This is a genomic window from Gordonia sp. i37, from assembly GCF_002043085.1.
GTDB classification, from domain to species: domain Bacteria; phylum Actinomycetota; class Actinomycetes; order Mycobacteriales; family Mycobacteriaceae; genus Gordonia; species Gordonia polyisoprenivorans.
Window position 1 is genome coordinate 12,422 of the sequence record NZ_MVPX01000363.1, and the last position, 19,834, is coordinate 32,255.

The following is a 19,834-nucleotide window of genomic DNA, read 5'->3' on the forward strand; positions in this document are numbered from 1 at the left end:
CGCGGGGTGCGTGGAGAGCGCCGACTCGATCTCGCCGAGCTCGATGCGGAGCCCGCGCAGTTTGACCTGATCGTCGCTGCGCCCGGAGTATTCGAGCACCGGTGCGCCGGTGGCGTCGGCCCGCCAGCGGACGACATCGCCGGTGCGGTACATCCGGTCTCCCGGCCGCCCATGCGGATTGGCGACGAAGCGGTCGGCGGTCAGGCCGGGACGGTCGAGGTAGCCGCGGGAGAGCGGCAGTCCGCAGACGTACAGTTCGCCCGGCACACCGAGCGGCGCCGGGCGCAGGTGGGCGTCGAGCACCATCAGTCCGACCCCGGCGAGCGGGCCGCCGAGTGTGACCGGTTCACCGACCGACATCGGCGCGCTGATGGTCACGCCGATGGTGGTTTCGGTGGGCCCGTACAGATTCTGGATACGACGCAGCGGCGCCCACGCGTCCTTCAACGCCGTCGGGACCGCCTCGCCGCCGGCGTAGACCACGCGCAACGCGGGCACCGAGTGCGGGTCGACGGTGGCGAGCACCGTCGGGGTGAGGAAGGTGTGCGTGATGGCCTGACGCATCAGGAGATCCTGCAGCGCCGGACCGCCGACGGCCTCGGCCGGACGGTAGATGAGCACACCACCGGATACCGCGGCCAACAGATATTCGAGCACCGAGGCATCGAAGCTCGGGGACGCGAATCCCAGCACCCGCGAGTACTCGTCGGCATTCGACCGGCGGATCTCCTCCGCGGCGAAATTCGCGAGACCCGAATGGGTCACCGCGACACCCTTGGGCCTGCCGGTGGAGCCGGAGGTGTAGATGACGTAGGCGACGTTGTCGACCCGGACCTCACCGAGCAACTCCGCGGCAGTGACCGCGGCACCGTCAGCGGCCGCGATCTCCTCGGCGACCGCCGGGTCGTCGAGGCGGACCCAGTCGAATGCCGCACCGGGCAGCACATCGGTGGCGCCCGCGGTGAGGCCGAGGATCGCGCCGGAGTCCTCCACCATGTTCGCGACGCGCTCGGCGGGATAGTCCGGGTCGATCGGCACGTAGCCGCCGCCGGTCTTGGCCACCGCCCAGATGGAGACGAGCAGATCCAGCGAGCGCCCGATCGCCAGTGCCACGAGTTTCTCGGGTCCGATGCCACGGTCGATCAGCCAGCGCGCCAACCGATTCGAACGTTCGTCGAGTTCCCGGTAGGTCAATGAGGCGTTGTCGGCGTCGACCACGGCCTGGCGTGGCCCCCAGGTCACGGCGGCATCGATGACGATGTCGCGCAGAAGTTTCGGTGCGGTACCCGCTCCCCCGGTCACCACGGCGTCGGAGTCTGCGATCGCCACCGGTTCGGGTGCGGACACACGCGCCGCCTCGGCAGTCCGGGCCAGCTCGGCCACCGACGGTTCGCGGCCGACCGCGATGCGACCGACAGGTGCGGCGGGATCACTCAGCGCCTCGTCGAGGACGTCGACGAGACGCCCGGTGAACGCGGAGACCGTCGACTCGTCGAACAGATCGGTGGCGTAGAGCACCGAGCCCGGCCAGTCGGCCCCGGCCGTATCCCCTGCTGTCGGGGAGACGCTCACCAGGAGATCCACCCGGGCGGGAACGACGTCGGTGGCAATCGGTTCGACACGCAGACCGGCGATCTCACCGACAGACAGGTCGGCGCCCGCCAATTCCGGCAGGGCGGTCTGATCGAAGGTGAACCACACCTGGGTGAACGGCGCGAACGCCTCGGACCGCACCGCGTCGGAGGCGTCGACGACCGCCTCGAACGGGGCGTCGGCGTGCGCGAAGGCCTCCAGATCGGTGTCCTTGATCGCGGCCAGCAGGTCGGCGAATCCGTGGTCGGCGTCGACCCGGGTGCGCAGCACCAAGGTGTTGACGAACATGCCGACGAGCGGATCGAGCACGGCCTGTCCGCGTCCGGCGATCGGGGTGCCGATGGCGATGTCGTCGCTGCCCGAGAGGCGGGACAACAACAACGACAGCCCGGCGTGGACCACCATGAACGGCGTGGTGCCGTACTCGACGGCGGCCGCGCGGACCTTGTCCCCGGTCGCGGCCGGCAGTGTGAACGGCACCCGCGCACCGCGGCCGCTCGCACGGGGCGGGCGGGGCCGATCGGTGGGGATGTCGAGGACGTCGGACAGTCCGGCGAGCTTGGCCCTCCAGTAGGCTATCTGTTGCCCGACAACAGATTCGGGATCATCCGGCGATCCCAGCACGTCGTGCTGCCAGAGCGCGACATCGGCGAACTGCACCTCGAGGTCGGCGAACTGTGGATCGGTGTCCGCGGTCTCGGCGAGGTATGCGGTCACCAGATCGGAGACCAGCGGTGCCACCGACTCGCCGTCGGAGGCGATGTGGTGGGTGACGACGGCGAGGACGTGCTCGTCGATACCGATCCGTGCGACGCGTACCCGGATCGGCCACTGCGTGGCGACGTCGAAGCCCTCGGCCACCGCGGCCTGGACGTCGGCGACCGAATCCACCTGTGCCCAGTCGAGTTTCGCCGCCACGGCGGACGGACGGCCGATCTTCTGGTACGGCACACCGGATTCGGCCGGGAAGGTGGTTCGCAGCACCTCGTGACGGGTGACCACGTCGACGACGGCGGCATGCAGCGCGTCGACGTCGAGCAGACCGGTCAAGCGCAACACGATCGGGATGTTGTACGCCGCAGAGGTGGTGTCGAGTTGATTGACATACCACATGCGCTGCTGCGCGAATGCCAGCGGAATCCGTTCCGGGCGAGGCGATACCGCGGTGATCGGCGGGCGAGTGTCACCGTTGCCCGCGGTGGCCGCGACGAGCGCGCGCACCGAGGGCGCATCGAAGAGATCGCGGACGCCAATGTCGGTGCCCAGTGCGTCGGCGGCCCGGGCTGCCAGGCGCATCGCCGATAGCGAGTTGCCGCCGAGGTCGAAGAAACTGTCGGTGACACTGATCTGCTCGACACCGAGGATGTCGGCGAACACCTCCGCGACGCGGGTCTCCGCCTCACCGACGGGTGCCACGTAGTCACCGGCCTCGAATACCGGTTCCGGCAGGGCTCGCCGGTCGATCTTGCCTGCGGTGTTGAGCGCGATGTCGGCGACCGGCATCCACACGGTCGGCCGCATGTACTCCGGGAGCGACTCGGCGACCACGGCGCGCACCGCATCGAGATCGACGGTCTCCCCGGGGGCGGCGGACACATAGCCGACGAGATGCTCACCACCGCCGGGGGCGGAGGCGACGGTCGCGGCCGCGTGCACCACACCCGGGGCCGAGGCGATGACCGACTCGATCTCGCCGAGCTCGATGCGCTGGCCGCGGAGCTTCACCTGGAAGTCGGTGCGGCCGAGGTACTCCAACACTCCATCCGGACGGCGTCGCACCAGGTCACCGGTGCGATAAAGACGGGCTCCCGGCTCCCCGTACGGGTCGGCGACGAAGCGTTCGGCAGATAGGTCCGGCCGCGCGGCGTACCCGCGCGCGAGTTGCACGCCACCTAGATACAGCTCTCCGGGCACACCGTCGGGTACACGATGCAACCGCAAGTCGAGCACCACCGCGGACGAATTCCACACCGGCACACCGATCGGGACGGTCGGGTCGTTGGCGGCGACGTCGCCGATCTGCTCGTAGGTGATCTCGACGGCGGCCTCGGTGGGACCGTACAGGTTGAAGAACAACGCCTCGGGCCACAGTGCACGAGCCTGCGCCGCGACGGCCGGCGGCAGGGCCTCACCGGTCGCCGAGACGATCCGCACCGAATCGAGGCCGGCGAGCCGCTCCTCGCGGTGTGGGCCGGAGCCGAGGATCTCGAGGAACACCGAGAGCATCGACGGCACGAAGTGCACCATGGTGGCGCGGGTGCGGCGGATCTCGTCGGCCACGTAGCCGGGGTCGAGGTGCCCGCCGTCGGCCAGCACGACCAGGGTGGCGCCGATCATCAACGGCGCGAACAGTTCCGGGACCGAGCAGTCGAAGGTGTACGGCGTCTTCTGCAGCACCACGTCACCGGCGTCGATCGGGAGGGTGTCCAGGCCCCACCACAACCGGTTGAGCACCGCGGTGTGCGAGAGCGTGACCCCCTTGGGTCGTCCGGTGGAGCCGGAGGTGAACAGGGTGTAGGCGGCGGCGTCACCGAGCAGTACCGTCGGGCGATCGGCGTCGGTGACCGGTTGCGCCGCTGCCGAGTTCACGTCGACGTCGGTGCTCGAGTCGACCCGGAGGATGCGGACACCGGCGTCGACCGCGGCTCCGACCGCGGCTGCTGCGGCTCCGGTGTCGGCGACGAGCAGGGCTGCGGCACCGGCGGTGTCGAGCATGTACCGCACCCGGTCGGCGGGCGCGTTGACGTCGATCGGCACGTACTGTCCACCGGCGGTCACCACCGCGTGGATGGCTACCATCATCTCCACCGAACGCGGGATGCAGAGCCCCACAGCCACATCCGGACCGACTCCGGTTGCGATCAGCTCACGCGCGAGCGTGTTGACGCGCGCACCGAACTCGGCGTAGGTGACCTCCCGCTCACCGAAGACCAGGGCGCGGGCGGCCGGGGTTCGGTTCACCTGTGCGGCAAGGGCGTCGGGCACGGTTGCCGGCGCCGGCAGGTCGACTCGCGCCCCCCATTCGCTATCGGCGATCCGGGCGGTCTGCGCGACGTCGAGCAGCGAGGCGTCCCCGACGGCCACGGACGGCGTGGTGCAGAGTTGCTGCAGCAGTGCGATGAACCGCGCCGCGAGCGCGTCAACCCTCGACTCGTCGAACAGGTCGGTCGCATACGTGACCGACAGACCCCACTCCTGCCCGTCCGGACGGGACGCGACGGTGACGTACAGATCGGTTTGGGCCGCCACACTCACGTCGTCGACGGCAGTGACCGTCAGACCACCCGCATCACCGAGCGCGTCAATGGCCGAGGCTGCCGGATCGAACGAGAAGATGACCTGGGTGAGAGGCGAGAAAGCCTCGGAACGCACCGGATTCAGCTCGTCGACCAAGGTCTCGAACGGGATGTCGGCGTGCGCGAAGGCGTCGAGGTCGGTGGTACGCACCGTCGCGAGCAGGTCATCGAAGCCCTGCGCGGGATCGATGCGGGTACGCAGCACCAGCGTGTTGACGAACATGCCGACCAGTGGGTCGAGCACCGCTTGACCACGCCCGGCGATCGGCGTGCCGACCGCGATGTCATCGGTTCCCGACAGTCGCGAGAGCAACACCGCCAGCGCGGCGTGCACCACCATGAACGGTGTGACCCCGTGCCGTTGTGCGGCGGCGGAGATCGCGGAGCCCAGTTCGGCGGGCATCGGGTGTGCCACGTGGCCGCCGCGCCCGGAGGCGACCGCCGGTCGTGTCCGGTCGGCGGGAAGCTCGAGAACGTCCGGGAGTCCGGCGAGTTGGTCGGCCCAATACGCCAACTGTCGTCCGACCACCGACTCCGGGTCGTCGGTGGAACCGAGCACGGTGTGCTGCCAGAGCGCGAAATCGGCGAACTGGACCTGCAGCGGCGCGAATTCGGGCTCGGTGTGCGCCGAGCGTGCGACGTACGCGGTCACCAGGTCGGAGACGAAGGGTGCCAACGACTCTCCGTCGGCACCGATGTGGTGGAAGACGATCGCAAGGATGTGTTCGGTTGCCGAGACGGGCCACAACCGCACCCGGATCGGCCAGTCGACGGTGACGTCGAAGCCCGCGGTGACCGCAGCCGCAACGCGCTCCTGCGAGTCCACCACCTGCCAGTCCAGACGGTCGGCCACCGAGTCGGCCGGATCGATCTGCTGCGCAGGCACTCCGTCGACATCGGGGAATCGCGTGTGCAGCACCTCATGTCGGGTGACCACATCCACCACTGCCGCGTGCAGCGCCGCCGCATCGAGATCGCCGGACAGCCGCAGGACCGCCGGGATGTTGTGCATCGCGGTACCCGGGTCGAATCGGTTGATGAACCAGATCCGTTGCTGGGCAAAGGACAGCGGGACCATTTCCGGCCGCGGAGTGACCGCTGTGACCGGCGGAAGACCTGCGGATCGACCCGAGATCAGTTGCACGAGTTCGCGAACCGACGGGGCATCGAAGATGTCGCGGACCGAGATCTCCACGTCCATGGCGAGCCCCACCCGCGCGGCCAGACGGGTGGCCGAGAGCGAGTTGCCGCCGAGATCGAAGAATCCGGTGGTCACCCCGATCTCGTCGACGCCCAGGATCTCCGCGAACACCGCGGCGACGCGAGCCTCGCCGGCCGTCGCAGGCGCCACCATCGTCTGCTCCGGCGCGAGTTCGTCGGGCCGGGGAAGTGCGCGGCGGTCGAGTTTACCGGCCGAGTTGAGTACGACGCGCTCGAGCGGAACCCAGAGAGACGGACGCATGTACGCCGGCAACGCATTCCGGACCGCCGCGGCGACCGCCTCGAGATCCACCGACTCGGGCGCGAGATAAGCGACCAACTGCTGCTCGCCGGCGTTCTCGACCACCGTGGCCGCTGTGTGTACCACGCCGGGAACCGCGGCGATGACCGCTTCGATCTCGCCGAGTTCGAGGCGCTGGCCACGGAGCTTGACCTGGAAGTCGGTGCGCCCCAGATAGTCGATCTCCCCTCGGGTATTCCATCGGACGAGGTCGCCGGTCCGGTACAGCCTGCTTCCCGGCACACCAAGAGGATCGGCAACGAAACGTTCGGCGGTGAGGTCGGGACGCGCAGCGTATCCGCGGGCGACCTGGATCCCGCCGAGATAGAGTTCACCGGGCAGCCCCGGGGGCAGTGGCCGCAGCCGTGCGTCGAGCACGTGAGCGGTGGTATTCCACACCGGGGAGCCGATGGGTACGGTCTGTTCTTTCGGCGTCACCTCGTGCGCGGTCACGTCCACCGCAGCCTCGGTCGGACCGTAGAGGTTGTGCACCGCGACGCCTGGGAGCAGCCGGAGCAGGGAGTGTGCGGTCGCGCCCGCAAGCGCCTCTCCGGACGTGAAAACGGCACGAAGCGAAGTCAACTCCACAATGTCCTCGCCCAGGACATCGATGAACGCCGACAACATCGACGGCACGAAGTGCATGACCGTGGCTCGATGGCGGCGCACCATGTCGGCCACATGCCGCGGATCCCCATGGCGTCCGGCCTCGGCCAGCACCATGGTCGCGCCGGTCAGTGCCGGCAGGAACAACTCCCACACCGACACGTCAAAGGTGTTGGGGGTCTTGTGAATCACCACATCACGGTGGTCGACATCGTAGGCGGCTGCCATCCAGTCCAGACGGTTGAGGATGGCCCGATGATCGACGGTGACCCCCTTGGGTCGACCGGTGGAGCCCGATGTGAACAGTGTGTATGCGGCATTGTCAGCTCGCAACGAACCGAGACGCTCCGAGTCGCTGACCGGGGGCGTCGCGGTGTCGATCGGATCGAGCGCGTCGACGGTGATGACCGAGGCCAGGCCGCCGACGCGCTGCGCTGCGTGCACTTCTGCTGCGCCCGATTTTTCCGACGCCACCAGCGCCACGTCCAACCCGGCGGTCTCGACCATGTAGCGCACGCGTTCGTCCGGGGCATCGGGATCGATCGGTACGTAGTGTCCGCCGGCGGCGACGACGGCGTGAATCGCAATCACCATCTCGGCACTCCGGGGCAGGCACACGGCAACAGGTGTGTCGGGTCCGACACCGTGGGCGATCAGGCGTCGGGCCAGAGCCCAGACCCGAGAGCCGAACTCGGCGTTGGAGATCTTCCGGTCACTCTCGACGATCGCGACCCTATCCGGATACGCCGACAGCATGTCGGCCACCCGTCCCGCGAGGTCGGTTCCGCTGCCGGAAACCCCGGTTGCCGTGACCATCGAACCGCAGGCCCAACCACGGACCTCGCGACGGCGATCCTCACTCATGATCGGGATGTCGGCGAGCAACGCATCCGGCTGATCGACCACGGTTCCGAGGATCTCGCGTACCGTTTCGGCGAACACCTCGACCTGCGCGGCGTCGAAAGCCGTCGGAAGGTAGGAGAGCCGTATCCGCATCCGCTCGCCGTCGGGCATGGTGGCGAGATTGAGCGGATAGTGCGTCGAGTCGCGGCTGTCGATGGCCCGCAGATCCAGCCCGCCGGTGGCCGAGCCACGCGATGTCGACTCCAGAGACGCGGTGTCGATCGGATAGGACTCGTGCACGGTGAGGGTGTCGAACAAGGCACCCGACACCCCGGTGAGGGCAACGAGATCGGGCAACCCCAGGTGCTGATGATCGAGCACGGAGACCTTCGCAGCCTGCAGCCGCGACAAGGCGTCACCGATGGTGGCATCGGGATCGACGTCGACAACGGCGGGCAGCGTGTTGATGAACAAGCCGACCATCGTCTCCACACCGTCGAGATCGGCCGGACGACCCGACACGGTCTCACCGAAGGTGACCACGCGTTGCCCGGTCAGGCGCGACAGCAGTACCGCCCAGGCGAATTGCATGACGGTGGAGATCGTCACGCCGCGCGAGCGGGCGAGATCCTCGAGTGCGGTGGTGGTGTGGTCGTCCAGCGTGACCGAATGTGTGTGCGGTGCAGCCGCAGCGGTCGCCTCGATACCCGGGGCCACCAGGGTGGCGCCCTCCACCGGTGCGAGTACCGAACGCCAGGCTTCGAGTCCCTCCCCGACGTCGGCGCGGGCCACACGCATCAGGTGTGTCGCGAAATCGGCTTCGCCGCTGCGTGTTCGACCGGTGTACGAGGTTCCGGTGGCGTACAGCGCGAGTAGGTCGGCCAGGACCAGTGGGCCCGACCAGCCATCGAGAAGTAGGTGATGGTTGGTGATGATCACCTCGGCGCCGTCGCGGTGACGGACGACCGTGAAGCGCACCAAAGGCGGCGACGAGAGGTCGAACCGGGCGATGCGTTCGGCGTCCGCGAGCGCGCGCACCTCGGCGGCCACGCCGTCGGCGGAACCGTCGAGATCGACGACGTGCCAAGGAACCTCGACCGTCGCCGGGACGACCGCCACGACCGCACCACTCGCAGTGCGGACATAACCGCTGCGCAACACGCGATGTTCGTCGAACAGGCGTTGCGCCGCCCGGCGGAGCCGCTCGAGGTCGACCGCGCCGAGCGACACCACGGCCTGGGTGACGTAGACATCGATGGTGTCGGCTCCGCTGCCGGCACGCTCGGACTCGAAGTACAGCCCTCGTTGGAGGGGCGTCAGCGGCCACACGTCCGCACCGGGGTACTGATGCGCCAGGGCGTCGAGATCGTGCTGGGTGACCCCGGATCCGGGGACATCCGACGGGCTGTGACCCAGATCGTCACCGCGGGTGACCGTCTCGACCAGCGCGGCGAGCTCAGAGCGCCACCGCCCGGCGAGGTCGTCGATGTCGGCGGCGTCGAACATGCCCGCCGGGAACGCGATGTCGGCGACCAGGTTCCGGCCCTGCGGCGTCGACTCCGTCACCACGTTGACGGTGAGTGCGTTGAGCACCACCATCGCCCCCGATGCCGACGATCCCAGCCCGCGCACGTCCGCGGTGGGCGCGAATGGTGCGGCCGTGCCGGCAGAGTCGTCGGCGCGGCCGCCGGCGCCGAAGTAGTTGAAGCCGATCGCCGGCAGCGGCCGACGAGCGAGCTCGGTGTCGGTTCGGGTGCCGTGGGGCCCATACCGCAACCAGCCGAATCCGGCTCCCGAATCCGGTTGTCCGAGACGCTCTTCCTTCGCCGCCTTCACTGCGTGCACGACGTCGTCGGCGGGATCGAGTGCCAGCGGGGAGATCGTGGTGAACCAGCCGACGGTCCGTGACAGGTCCGCGCGGCGTGGGTCGGCACCGGAGGCCACCAGTTCTTCCTGACGTCCGTGGCCCTCGACGAGAACGGTGACCGGCTGCTCGTCGAGGATCTCGCGTGCCACCTGCCATGAGCGCACCGCACGTGCGAGCGCACCGAGCAGGACGTCGTTGACGTTGCCCCGCAACGCCGCAGGGACGTCGGTCACGAGTGGCTCGGTGAGCGAGGCGTCGACGGCCATGGTGACCGACACGGTGGTTTGAGCCCGGTCACGCGAACGGTCGATGCTCGCGCCGAGCGGCGTGGTCGCCCGTCCGAGACGTTGCAGCCAGTGGTCGAGTTCGTCGGTGCGGTCGGCCGATGACTGCGCCAGACGGTGGTACCACCCGCGTTCGGAGGTGGCCTCGGCGCGCAGTTCGACGGGCCGCCGGCCGGCGCACTGGGACCAGGCGGTGACCAGATCTTCGATCAGGATCGGCCACGAGACGGCGTCGACCGAAAGGTGGTGCAGCACCAGCACGATGCGGGCATTGCCGTCACGATCGTGGACCAGTCGGGCGGCCAGCGTGACACCGGCACCCGGGTCCAGGGACGCCGACGCACTCGCGTGTGCCTCGCGGAGCGCGGTCGCGTACTCGTCGCTGCCGACGGTCGAGGGCACCGAGGTCTCGGTGACCGTCGTGCGCAAGTCCACGTCGACGCCGACCGTCATCCGCGCACCGCCGTCGACGACGTCGAGGCGCGTCGCCAGCGCCGGGTGCACGGCCAGGAGTTCGGCGAGGAGTTCAGCCAGGTCGTCGACGGTCAGGCCGGCAGGCGCGGTGAGCACCATCGACTGAGAGAAATCGGCGAAATCGTCAGGGGTGTCGGACAGTTCGAGCATCCATGACACGACCGGCGGGATCGGCACCTCGCCGCGATTGCCACCGGCGGGGTCGGTGAGGTCGGGCAGGGCGGTCCGCTGCGCCGACAGGGCCCGGGCCATCGCGCGCACGGTTCGATGCTCGAAGATGTCGCGTGGGCTCAACGTCAGCCCACCGGCGCGTGCCGCCGAGGCCAGCTGGATCGACATGATCGAGTCGCCGCCGAGGGCGAAGAACGACTCGGTCGCGCTTATTCGTTCGACACCGAGCAGTGCCCCGATGACGGCGGCGAGTTGCTCCTCGACCGGCCCTTCGGGTGCGACGTACTCGTTCTCGGTGCCACCGAAGTCCGGGGTGGGCAGGGCCCGACGGTCGAGCTTGCCTGCGCTGTTGAGGGCGAGTTCGTCGACGGTCATCCAGACCGTGGGCCGCATGTATTCCGGCAGCGCCGCAGCGATGCGCGCACGCACGTCACCGACATCCACCGAGGCCGGCGACAGATAGGCCACCAGGTGTTGCGCACCGGTCGGCGCGACGGCCACCGCAGCCGCAGCATGCACGACACCGGGAGCCGACACGAGGACCGACTCGATCTCGCCGAGCTCGATGCGTTGCCCGCGCAACTTCACCTGAAAGTCGGTGCGGCCGAGGTACTCGATCGCACCGGAGGCGTTGCGGCGCACGAGATCACCCGTGCGATACAGCCGTGCACCCGCGGCACCGTAGGGGTCGGCGACGAAGCGTTCGGCGGTGAGCACCGCGGCACGTGCGTAGCCGTCGGCGATCTGCACGCCACCGAGATACAGCTCACCCGGGACGCCGGCCGGCACCGGACGCAGACGTGCGTCGAGCACCAGGGCGGTGGTGTTCGGCACGGGTGTGCCGATGGTGATGACATCGGGCGCCGCGGTGACGTCGGCCCCGGTCACCTCGACCGCGGCTTCGGTCGGGCCGAACAGATTGTGGATCTCCACCCACGGCATGGCCCGGTGCAACCGCGCCACGGTCGCGGCGGGCAGCGCCTCACCGGAGGCGAACGCCCAACGCAGACTGGTCAATCGGGCCAGTTGGGATTGCTCGACGACGTCGAGGAACACCGACAGCATCGACGGCACGAAGTGCACGGAGGTCACCACGGCCGACTCGATCAGATCCGCGATGTAAACGGGGTCGGCGTGTCCGCCCGGCTCGGCCACGACCACCGTCGCCCCGGACATCAACGGCGCGAACAGCTCCGGCACCGAGACGTCGAAGGTGTAGGGCGTCTTCTGGAGGATTCGATCGCCTGCCGACCACGCGAAGGCGTCGAGCCCCCAGCGCAGTCGGTTGTACACCGCACGATGCGAGACGGTCACGCCCTTGGGACGCCCGGTCGATCCGGAGGTGAACAGGGTATAGAGGGCGTCGTCGGTGCGCAGGGGGCGCAGTCGCTCGGCGTCGGTGATCGGTGTGAAGGTCGCGTCCGGATCCAGCATGGTGGCCGTGTCGACGACGATCGTCGACACCTCGTCGCCGAGCGCACCGACCGCGGGCGGAACCTGCGCTCCGACGAGAATCAATGCGACACGGGCCGTGTCGACCATACTGGCGACCCGCTCCGCAGGGGCTGCGGTGTCGATCGGCACGTACTGTGCACCTGCGGCGACGACCGCGTGGATGGCGACGAGCATCTCGACCGACCGGTCGATGGCAATGCCCACCGCCACACCCGGTCCGACGCCGGTGGCGATGAGCCGGCGAGCGAGCTCGCTGACCCGAATCCCGAACTCGCCGTATGTCGTCGACCGATCCGCCATCTGCACCGCGACCGCAGTGGGGGTGGCGAGGATCTGGGTGACGATCGCATCGGCGACGGTCTGGGCCTCGTACGCCACAACCGGGCCCGCCGAGAGTGCCAGCGCGTGGGCCACCTCGTCGCCGCCGATCCAGTCGGCATCGGCGATGGGCAGCGACGGATCGGCGGTCAGGGCATCGAGGAGGCGGACGAACCGCTCGGCGAAGACGACCATCGTGGCCTCGTCGAACAGATCGGTGGCATAGATCAGCGTGCCCGCCCAGGATCGCCCGGGCTCGTCGGTGGACAACCCGACGGTGAGGTCCAGCTTGGCCGGAACTTCCTCGGGAACAACAGATTCCACCCGGAGATCGGCGGTCCCGGCGACCGATGCCGCGGCGAGTTCGGGGACCGCTCCCCCGTCGAGGGTCACCATCACCTGGGCCAGCGGCGCGAACGCTTCCGACCGGGTCGGGGCGAGCGCTTCGACGACCGCCTCGAAGGGCACGTCGGCATGGGCGAAGGCGTCGAGGTCGGTACCGCGCACCTGCTCGAGGAGATCGGCCAAAGCGGTGTGCACGTCCACCCGGGTGCGCAGGACAAGGGTGTTGACGAACATCCCGACGAGATCGTCGAGCAGACGGTCACCGCGACCGGCGATGGGAGTGGCCACCGCGATGTCGTCGGTCGCGGTCAGTCGCGCCATGAGTGCGGCAAGAGCGGAGTGCACGACCATGAACGCGGTGGCGTTGTGACGCTGCGCGACTGCGGCGATCCGTTCGGCCACCGGCGCCGGGACCTCGAAGCCCAGGCGTGCGCCACGCTGGCTCGCGATCGACGGACGCGCACGATCGGCGGGTAGGTCGAGTACCTCGGGTAGACCCGCGAGGTGCTCGGACCAGTAGGCCAGTTGGCGTCCGAGTACCGAATCGGGGTCGTCGACCGCACCCAACGCATCGCGTTGCCAGAGGGCGACGTCGGCGAACTGCACCGGCAGCGCGGGACGTGTCCCGACGGCGGAGCCGTCCCCGTTGACCCCGACGGCGGAGCCGTCCCCGTTGATCGAGTAGGCCGCGATCAGGTCACCGAGCAACGGCGACAACGATTCCCCGTCGGCGGCGATGTGGTGGAGGACCAGTGCCATGAGGTGTTCGCCGGGGCCGGTGGCGGCGATCCGCACCCGGATCGGCCACTGCCGGGTCACGTCGAACCCGGACCGCACCGCGTCCTCGAGGTCCGCTGCCGTGCCGACCACGGCGAAATCGAGGGTGTGTTCCACCGACTCCGGCGGGTGGATGATCTGTTCCGGCGCTCCCCCCGAGACGGACTCGAAGGTGGTGCGCAGGATCTCGTGGCGGATCACGACATCGACGACAGCTGCGCGCAGCGCCGTGACGTCGAGCGGACCGGAGAGACGTAGCACGACCGGGATGTTGTAGGCGGGTGAGGTGACGTCGAACTGGTTGATGAACCAGATACGCTGCTGTGCGAACGACAGCGGAATCACTTCCGGGCGGGGTGTCACCGGGCGGAGCTTCGACAGTCCAGCCGGCCGATCACTGAGCGCCGCAACGAGATCACCGAGGACGGGCGTGTCGAAGACGTCGCGGACCGACACCTCGACCCCGAGTGCCTCACCGAGGCGCGCGGCCACCCGCATCGCTGCCAGTGAGTTGCCGCCGACGTCGAAGAAGGAGTCGGCCAGGCCGACGCGCTCGACGCCGAGGACATCGGCGAATACCTGCGCCGCGACCATCTCGCGGTCGGAGGTGGGTGCGATGTATTCGGCGGTGTGCGCCTGCGGCTGCGGCAGCGCGCGACGATCGACCTTGCCCGCACTGCCGAGCGGCATCTGTTCGAGCACCATCCAGGTGGTGGGCCGCATGTACTCGGGCAGGGCGGCGCGTACCGCGGACTGCGCGGCGGCGAGGTCGGCGTTGCGGGGTGCGAGATAGGCGACGAGTTGTTCCCCCGCAGCGGTGTGCGCCACCGTGACGGCAGCGTGGACAACGCCCGGTACGCCAACGAGGACGGCCTCGATCTCGCCGAGTTCGAGGCGCTGACCGCGCAGCTTGACCTGGAAGTCGGTGCGGCCCAGGTATTCGAGTTCGCCATCGGCGTTCCACACCACCCGGTCACCGGTGCGGTACAGACGGGCACCGGCTGGTCCGAACGGGTCGGCGACAAAACGTTCCGCGCTCAACTCGGGGCGTCCGGCATATCCCCGGGCCACCTGCACCCCACCGAGATACAACTCCCCGACCACCTTCGGCGGTACCGGGTGGAGTCGATCGTCGAGCACGTGGGTGGTGGTTCCGGCGACGGGGCAGCCGATGGGGATCACGGTGTCGGTCAACCGAACCCGATGTTCGGTGACGTCGACGGCAGCCTCGGTCGGCCCGTAGAGGTTGTGGAGTTCGACTCGGTCGAGCAGGGTCAGCAGGGTGTGGGCGGACGCCGCGCCGAGGGCCTCACCCGAGGTGAAGACCAGCCGCAGCGACGTCAGGTATCCGACGCGGGTGCCGAGGGCATCGAGGAACGCCGACAACATCGATGGGACGAAGTGGGTGACGGTGACGGCGTGCTCGGTGATGAGCGCCGCGAGGTGGTCGGCGTCGCCGTGTCGGCCCGGCTCGGCGAGCACCAATGGCGCCCCGTGGAGCAACGGCCACACCAATTCCCATACCGACACGTCGAAGGTGTATGGCGTCTTCTGCAGCACCACGTCGGCGGCGGTCAACCGGTACAGGTCCTGCATCCACTCGAGTCGATTGGCGATCGCGTCGTGGGACACCGTCACACCCTTGGGGGTGCCGGTGGAGCCGGAGGTGAAGAGAGTGTAGGCGGCGTTGGTGCCGCGCAACGGGGCACGACGCTCGTGATCGGCGATGGCGGAATAGTCGTCACCACAGTCGGATTCGGCGTCGACGACGAGGATGGTCAGGCCGAGTTCCGGCGCGGTGGCGGCCAGGGTCGTGGTCGTGGCCGAGACCAGTGCGACGGCGATGGCAGCGGAGTGGACCATCGCCGTGATCCGCGCGGCCGGTGCCTCGACATCGATCGGTACATACTGTCCACCTGCCGCGAGGACGGCGTGCACGGCGATCATCATCTCTTCCGAGCGTGGAATACTCACCGCCACAGCGGTATCCGGTCCGACGCCCTCATCGATGAGGCGTAGGGCGAGATCTCGGACACGGGCACCGAACTCACCGTAGGTCAGGTGCCGCGCTCCACTGATGAGCGCCACGGCGTCGGGGGCTCGGCGTACGGTCTCGCCGATCTGTGTCGGGATCGTCTTGTACACCGGCGCCGTTGGTGCGCCGACGGACCAGCGGCCCACCTGTTCGGCGACGTCGGGGGCGATCAGCGAGGCATCGTTGACGGCAGTGTCGGGGTCGGCGGCCAACGCCGACAGCACACGCACGAACATGTCGGTGAAGGCGGCGATCGTCGTGGCGTCGAAGAGGTCGGTGGCGTAGAGCACCGACCCCGACCATGGTTGTCCCGCGACGCTGCTCGCCAGGGTCACCGTGAGGTCTACCTGGGCCGGCACCGACGGTGCGGCCAGTGGCGTCACGGTCAGGCCCGCGACCTCGCCGGCTGCCGGTGCACCTCCGGCAGTTGCGTCGCCGGCCATGCCGGCCACCGCTTGATCGAAGCTCAGCATGACCTGCGCGAGGGGCGCGAAAGCTTCGGAGCGCACCGGGTCCAGCGCTTCGACCAGCGTCTCGAACGGGAGCTCGGCGTTGGCGAAGGCGTCGAGGTCGGTGATGCGAACGTCGTCGAGAAGCGCACGGAAGTCCGCGGTGCCGTCGACTCGGGTGCGCAGCACGAGGGTGTTGACGAACATCCCGACGAGGAGGTCGAGATCGCGGCTGCCGCGACCGGCGACCGGTGTGGCGATCGCGACGTCGTCCGTGCCGGCCAGACGGGACAGCAGCACCGCGAGCGCGGCGTGAACCACCATGAACGGTGTCACGCCGGCTGCGGTAGCGAGGTGTGCGATGTCGCGGGTGAGCGTGGCGGGGATCTCGAAGTCTGCCCGCGCACCGCGATGTGAGGCGATCGCCGGACGTGGCCGATCGGTGGGCAGGTCCAGGACCGGGGCCAAGCCCCGCAATTGTGTTGTCCAGTAGTCGAGTTGAGTGCCGAGTACCGAGCCGGGATCGGTGGCGTCGCCGAGCACCCGGTGCTGCCACAGTGCGAAGTCGGCGAATTGCACCGGCAGAGCATCGAACTCAGGGCGTCGTCCGTCCGTGCGGGCGTGATAGGCCGCCAGCAGATCGGAGACCAGAGGGGCCATCGATTCCCCGTCGGCCGCGACGTGGTGCAGGATCAGGGCGACGATGTCGGAGGGAGCCTCGGAGGCCTCCCGGAGAACGCGGATTCGCAGCGGGAGCGCCTCGCCGAGGCGGAATCCCGCTGTTGCGGCCGATTCGAGCCCTTCGGAGGTCGTCACCTCGGCCCAGTCGAGCATGGCGTCGATGGACTCCACCGGGTGGATCACCTGGTGCGGTGTGCCGTCGGCGTCGGGGAAGGTGGTGCGCAGGATCTCGTGTCGGGCGACGACGTCACCGATGGCGGCGCGCAGTGCCGGGCGATCGAGTCCGCCCGTGACGCGCAACAGGATCGGGATGTTGTAGGTGGGCGCGTCGGGTTCGAATCGGTTGATGAACCAGATCCGTCGCTGGGCAAAGGACAGCGGGATACGTTCCGGCCGTGGCGTGACCGCGGTGACCGGCGGTAGTGCGCGCGCATGTCCACGCGTGCGCGCGAGAAGCTCGCGAACCGTGGGGGCATCGAAGATGTCACGCACCGACACCGACACACCCAACGCATCCGCCGTCCGCGCCGCCAACCGTGTCGCCGACAAGGAATTGCCGCCCAAATCAAAGAAACTCGCGGTCACCCCCACCTCGTCGACACCGAGGATCTCGGCGAACACCGCAGCAACCCGAGCCTCGTCTGCCGTCGCGGGCGCCACCACCTCACCGACCGACACCTCGGCCTCCGGCAACGGCAACGCCCCACGATCCAACTTGCCGTTCGCCGTCAACGGCAGCCCGGCCACCTCAACCACCAAGTCCGGCACCATGTAACCCGGCACCACCCGAGCCACCGCCGCACGCACCTGCGCGGCCTCGACCACCGAACCCGGCTCACCGACCACATACCCGACGAGCTGCTCACCACGACCCGGCAACTCCACCACCCGCGCCGCCGCCGCACCCACACCCGGCACCGACAACAACGCGGCCTCGATCTCCCCGAACTCGATCCGGTACCCACGCAACTGCACCTGCGCGTCACCACGACCCACATACTCGATGTCCCCGGCCACCCGGCGCGCCAGATCACCCGTCCGATACATCCGCGCACCTACCGGACCGAACGGCGACGCCACGAACCGCGTCGAGGTCAACCCCGACCGCCGCAGATACCCCTGCGCCAACTGCCCACCCACCACATACATCTCGCCGACCACGCCGTCGGGCACCGGACGCAACCGCTCATCGAGCACATGAATCCCCAACGACACCAACGGACGACCGATGTATGACGCATCCCCCGCCGACACCACCGCACGATCCAACGGCCGGAAACTCACATGCACCGTCGTCTCGGTGATCCCGTACATATTCACCAACCGCGCATCATCGGCAGGATTGTCATCAAACCACCGACGCACCTGCTCGAAACTCAACGCCTCCCCACCGAACACCACATACCGCAACCCCAACGACAACCCCGGCACCCGCCGACGCGCCTGCGCCACTTGATAAAACGCCGACGGCGTCAGACTCAACACCGTCACACCCTCGACCGCAACCAACCGCACGAACTCCTCAGGAACCCGCGCCACCTCACGGTCCACCACCACCAGACGGCCACCAGAAAGCAACGGCCCCCACAACTCCCACACCGAGAAATCGAACGCATACGAATGGAACATCGTCCACACATCATCAGCCCGGAACTCGAAATCACCCGCAGCCGAATCCATCAACGTCACCACATCACGATGAGTGACCTCCACCCCCTTCGGCCGACCCGTCGACCCCGACGTATAAATCACATACGCACGCGAATCCGGATGCACCACAACATCATCAACCCCACCACCCGCACCCGACGCGGCCAGCGACTCCACCGTCACCACATCCACACCAGCGCCGAGCTCACCCCACAACCCCAACCCCGACGACACCTCATCGGTCACCACCACCCGCGGCGACGCATCCTCCACGATGAACCGCAACCGATCCACCGGATTACTCACATCCAACGGCAAATACCCCGCACCCACCCGCAACACACCCACGATCGCCGCCACCAGATCCACCGACCGCGACGGCGCCACCGCCACCAAGTCCCCCGCACCCACACCACGAGCCCGCAACCCCGCCGCCACCGCAGCCGACCGCTCACCCAACTCCCCATACGACAGCGTCACCGACCCCGCCGACACCGCCCCACGACCACCGAACCGCCCCACGGAATCGGCGAACAACTCCACCAACGAACAACCCGCATGCACCGACTCCACCACCGGAGCCACCAACGACCCGCGGTAGGCGTCCTCATCCACCAATGACACCGACGACACCGACGCACCCGGATCCGCCACCAGACCACGCAACACCCGGACGAGAATGTCGGCGAAAACCTGCACCTGTTGCGCGTCGAATGCGGCAGGAAGGTACTTGAGCTTGAGTTCGATCCGATCGCCGATGACGCCGCTGACGAGGTTGAGTGGATACTGGGTGGCGTCGGAGGCGCTCAGGTCCTTGATTCCGATGCCTCCGACAGCGCCTGCGCCGGTGAGTGATTCGGCATTCACCGGGTAGGACTCGTGCACGGTGAGGGTGTCGAACAGCGGCCCCTTGCCGACCAGCGCGGCCAGGTCCGGCAGGCCGATGTGCTGGTGGTCGAGGACTGCGATCTTGCTCGACTGGATCGTGTCGAGAATGTGCGCCATCGACACGTCGGGATCGACGTCGACCACCGCGGGCAGCGTGTTGATGAACAACCCAACCATCATCTCCACACCGTCGAGATCGGCCGGACGACCCGAAACGGTCTCACCGAAGACCACGACCTGCTCGCCGGTGATCCGCGACAACAGTGCGGCCCAGGCGAATTGCATGACCGTGGAGACGGTCACCCCGCGCGAGCGGGTCAGTTCGTCGATGGCCGTGCTCAATTCGGCGTCGAGGAGCAGGCTGTGATCGCGGGGGCGCATCTCGGTGGTGGCCTCGAGGCGTGGTGCGAGCAGAGTCGGATCGACGACGCTGTCGAGAACCGATCGCCAGGCCGCCAGGCCGGCAGCGGTGTCGGCACGGCTGATGTGGCGCAGGTAGTCGGCGTAGTCGGCGGTGTGCTCGGTCGCCGTGGCGGTGTAGGCGCGGCCGGTGGTGTAGATCGCGAAGAGGTCGGCGAGGATCAGCGGCGACGACCAGCCG

Annotated in this window: 1 protein-coding gene (only partly in view); it reads right to left on the reverse strand. The window is 68.5% G+C overall.

Going from position 1 to position 19,834, the window contains the following annotated elements:
* The coding region annotated (locus B1964_RS17560; RefSeq protein ID WP_079930665.1) for a non-ribosomal peptide synthetase crosses the window boundary (this coding region is incomplete at its 5' end): on the reverse strand, window positions 1-19,834 show 19,834 of its 29,794 nt. Its footprint begins 9,960 nt before the window's first position.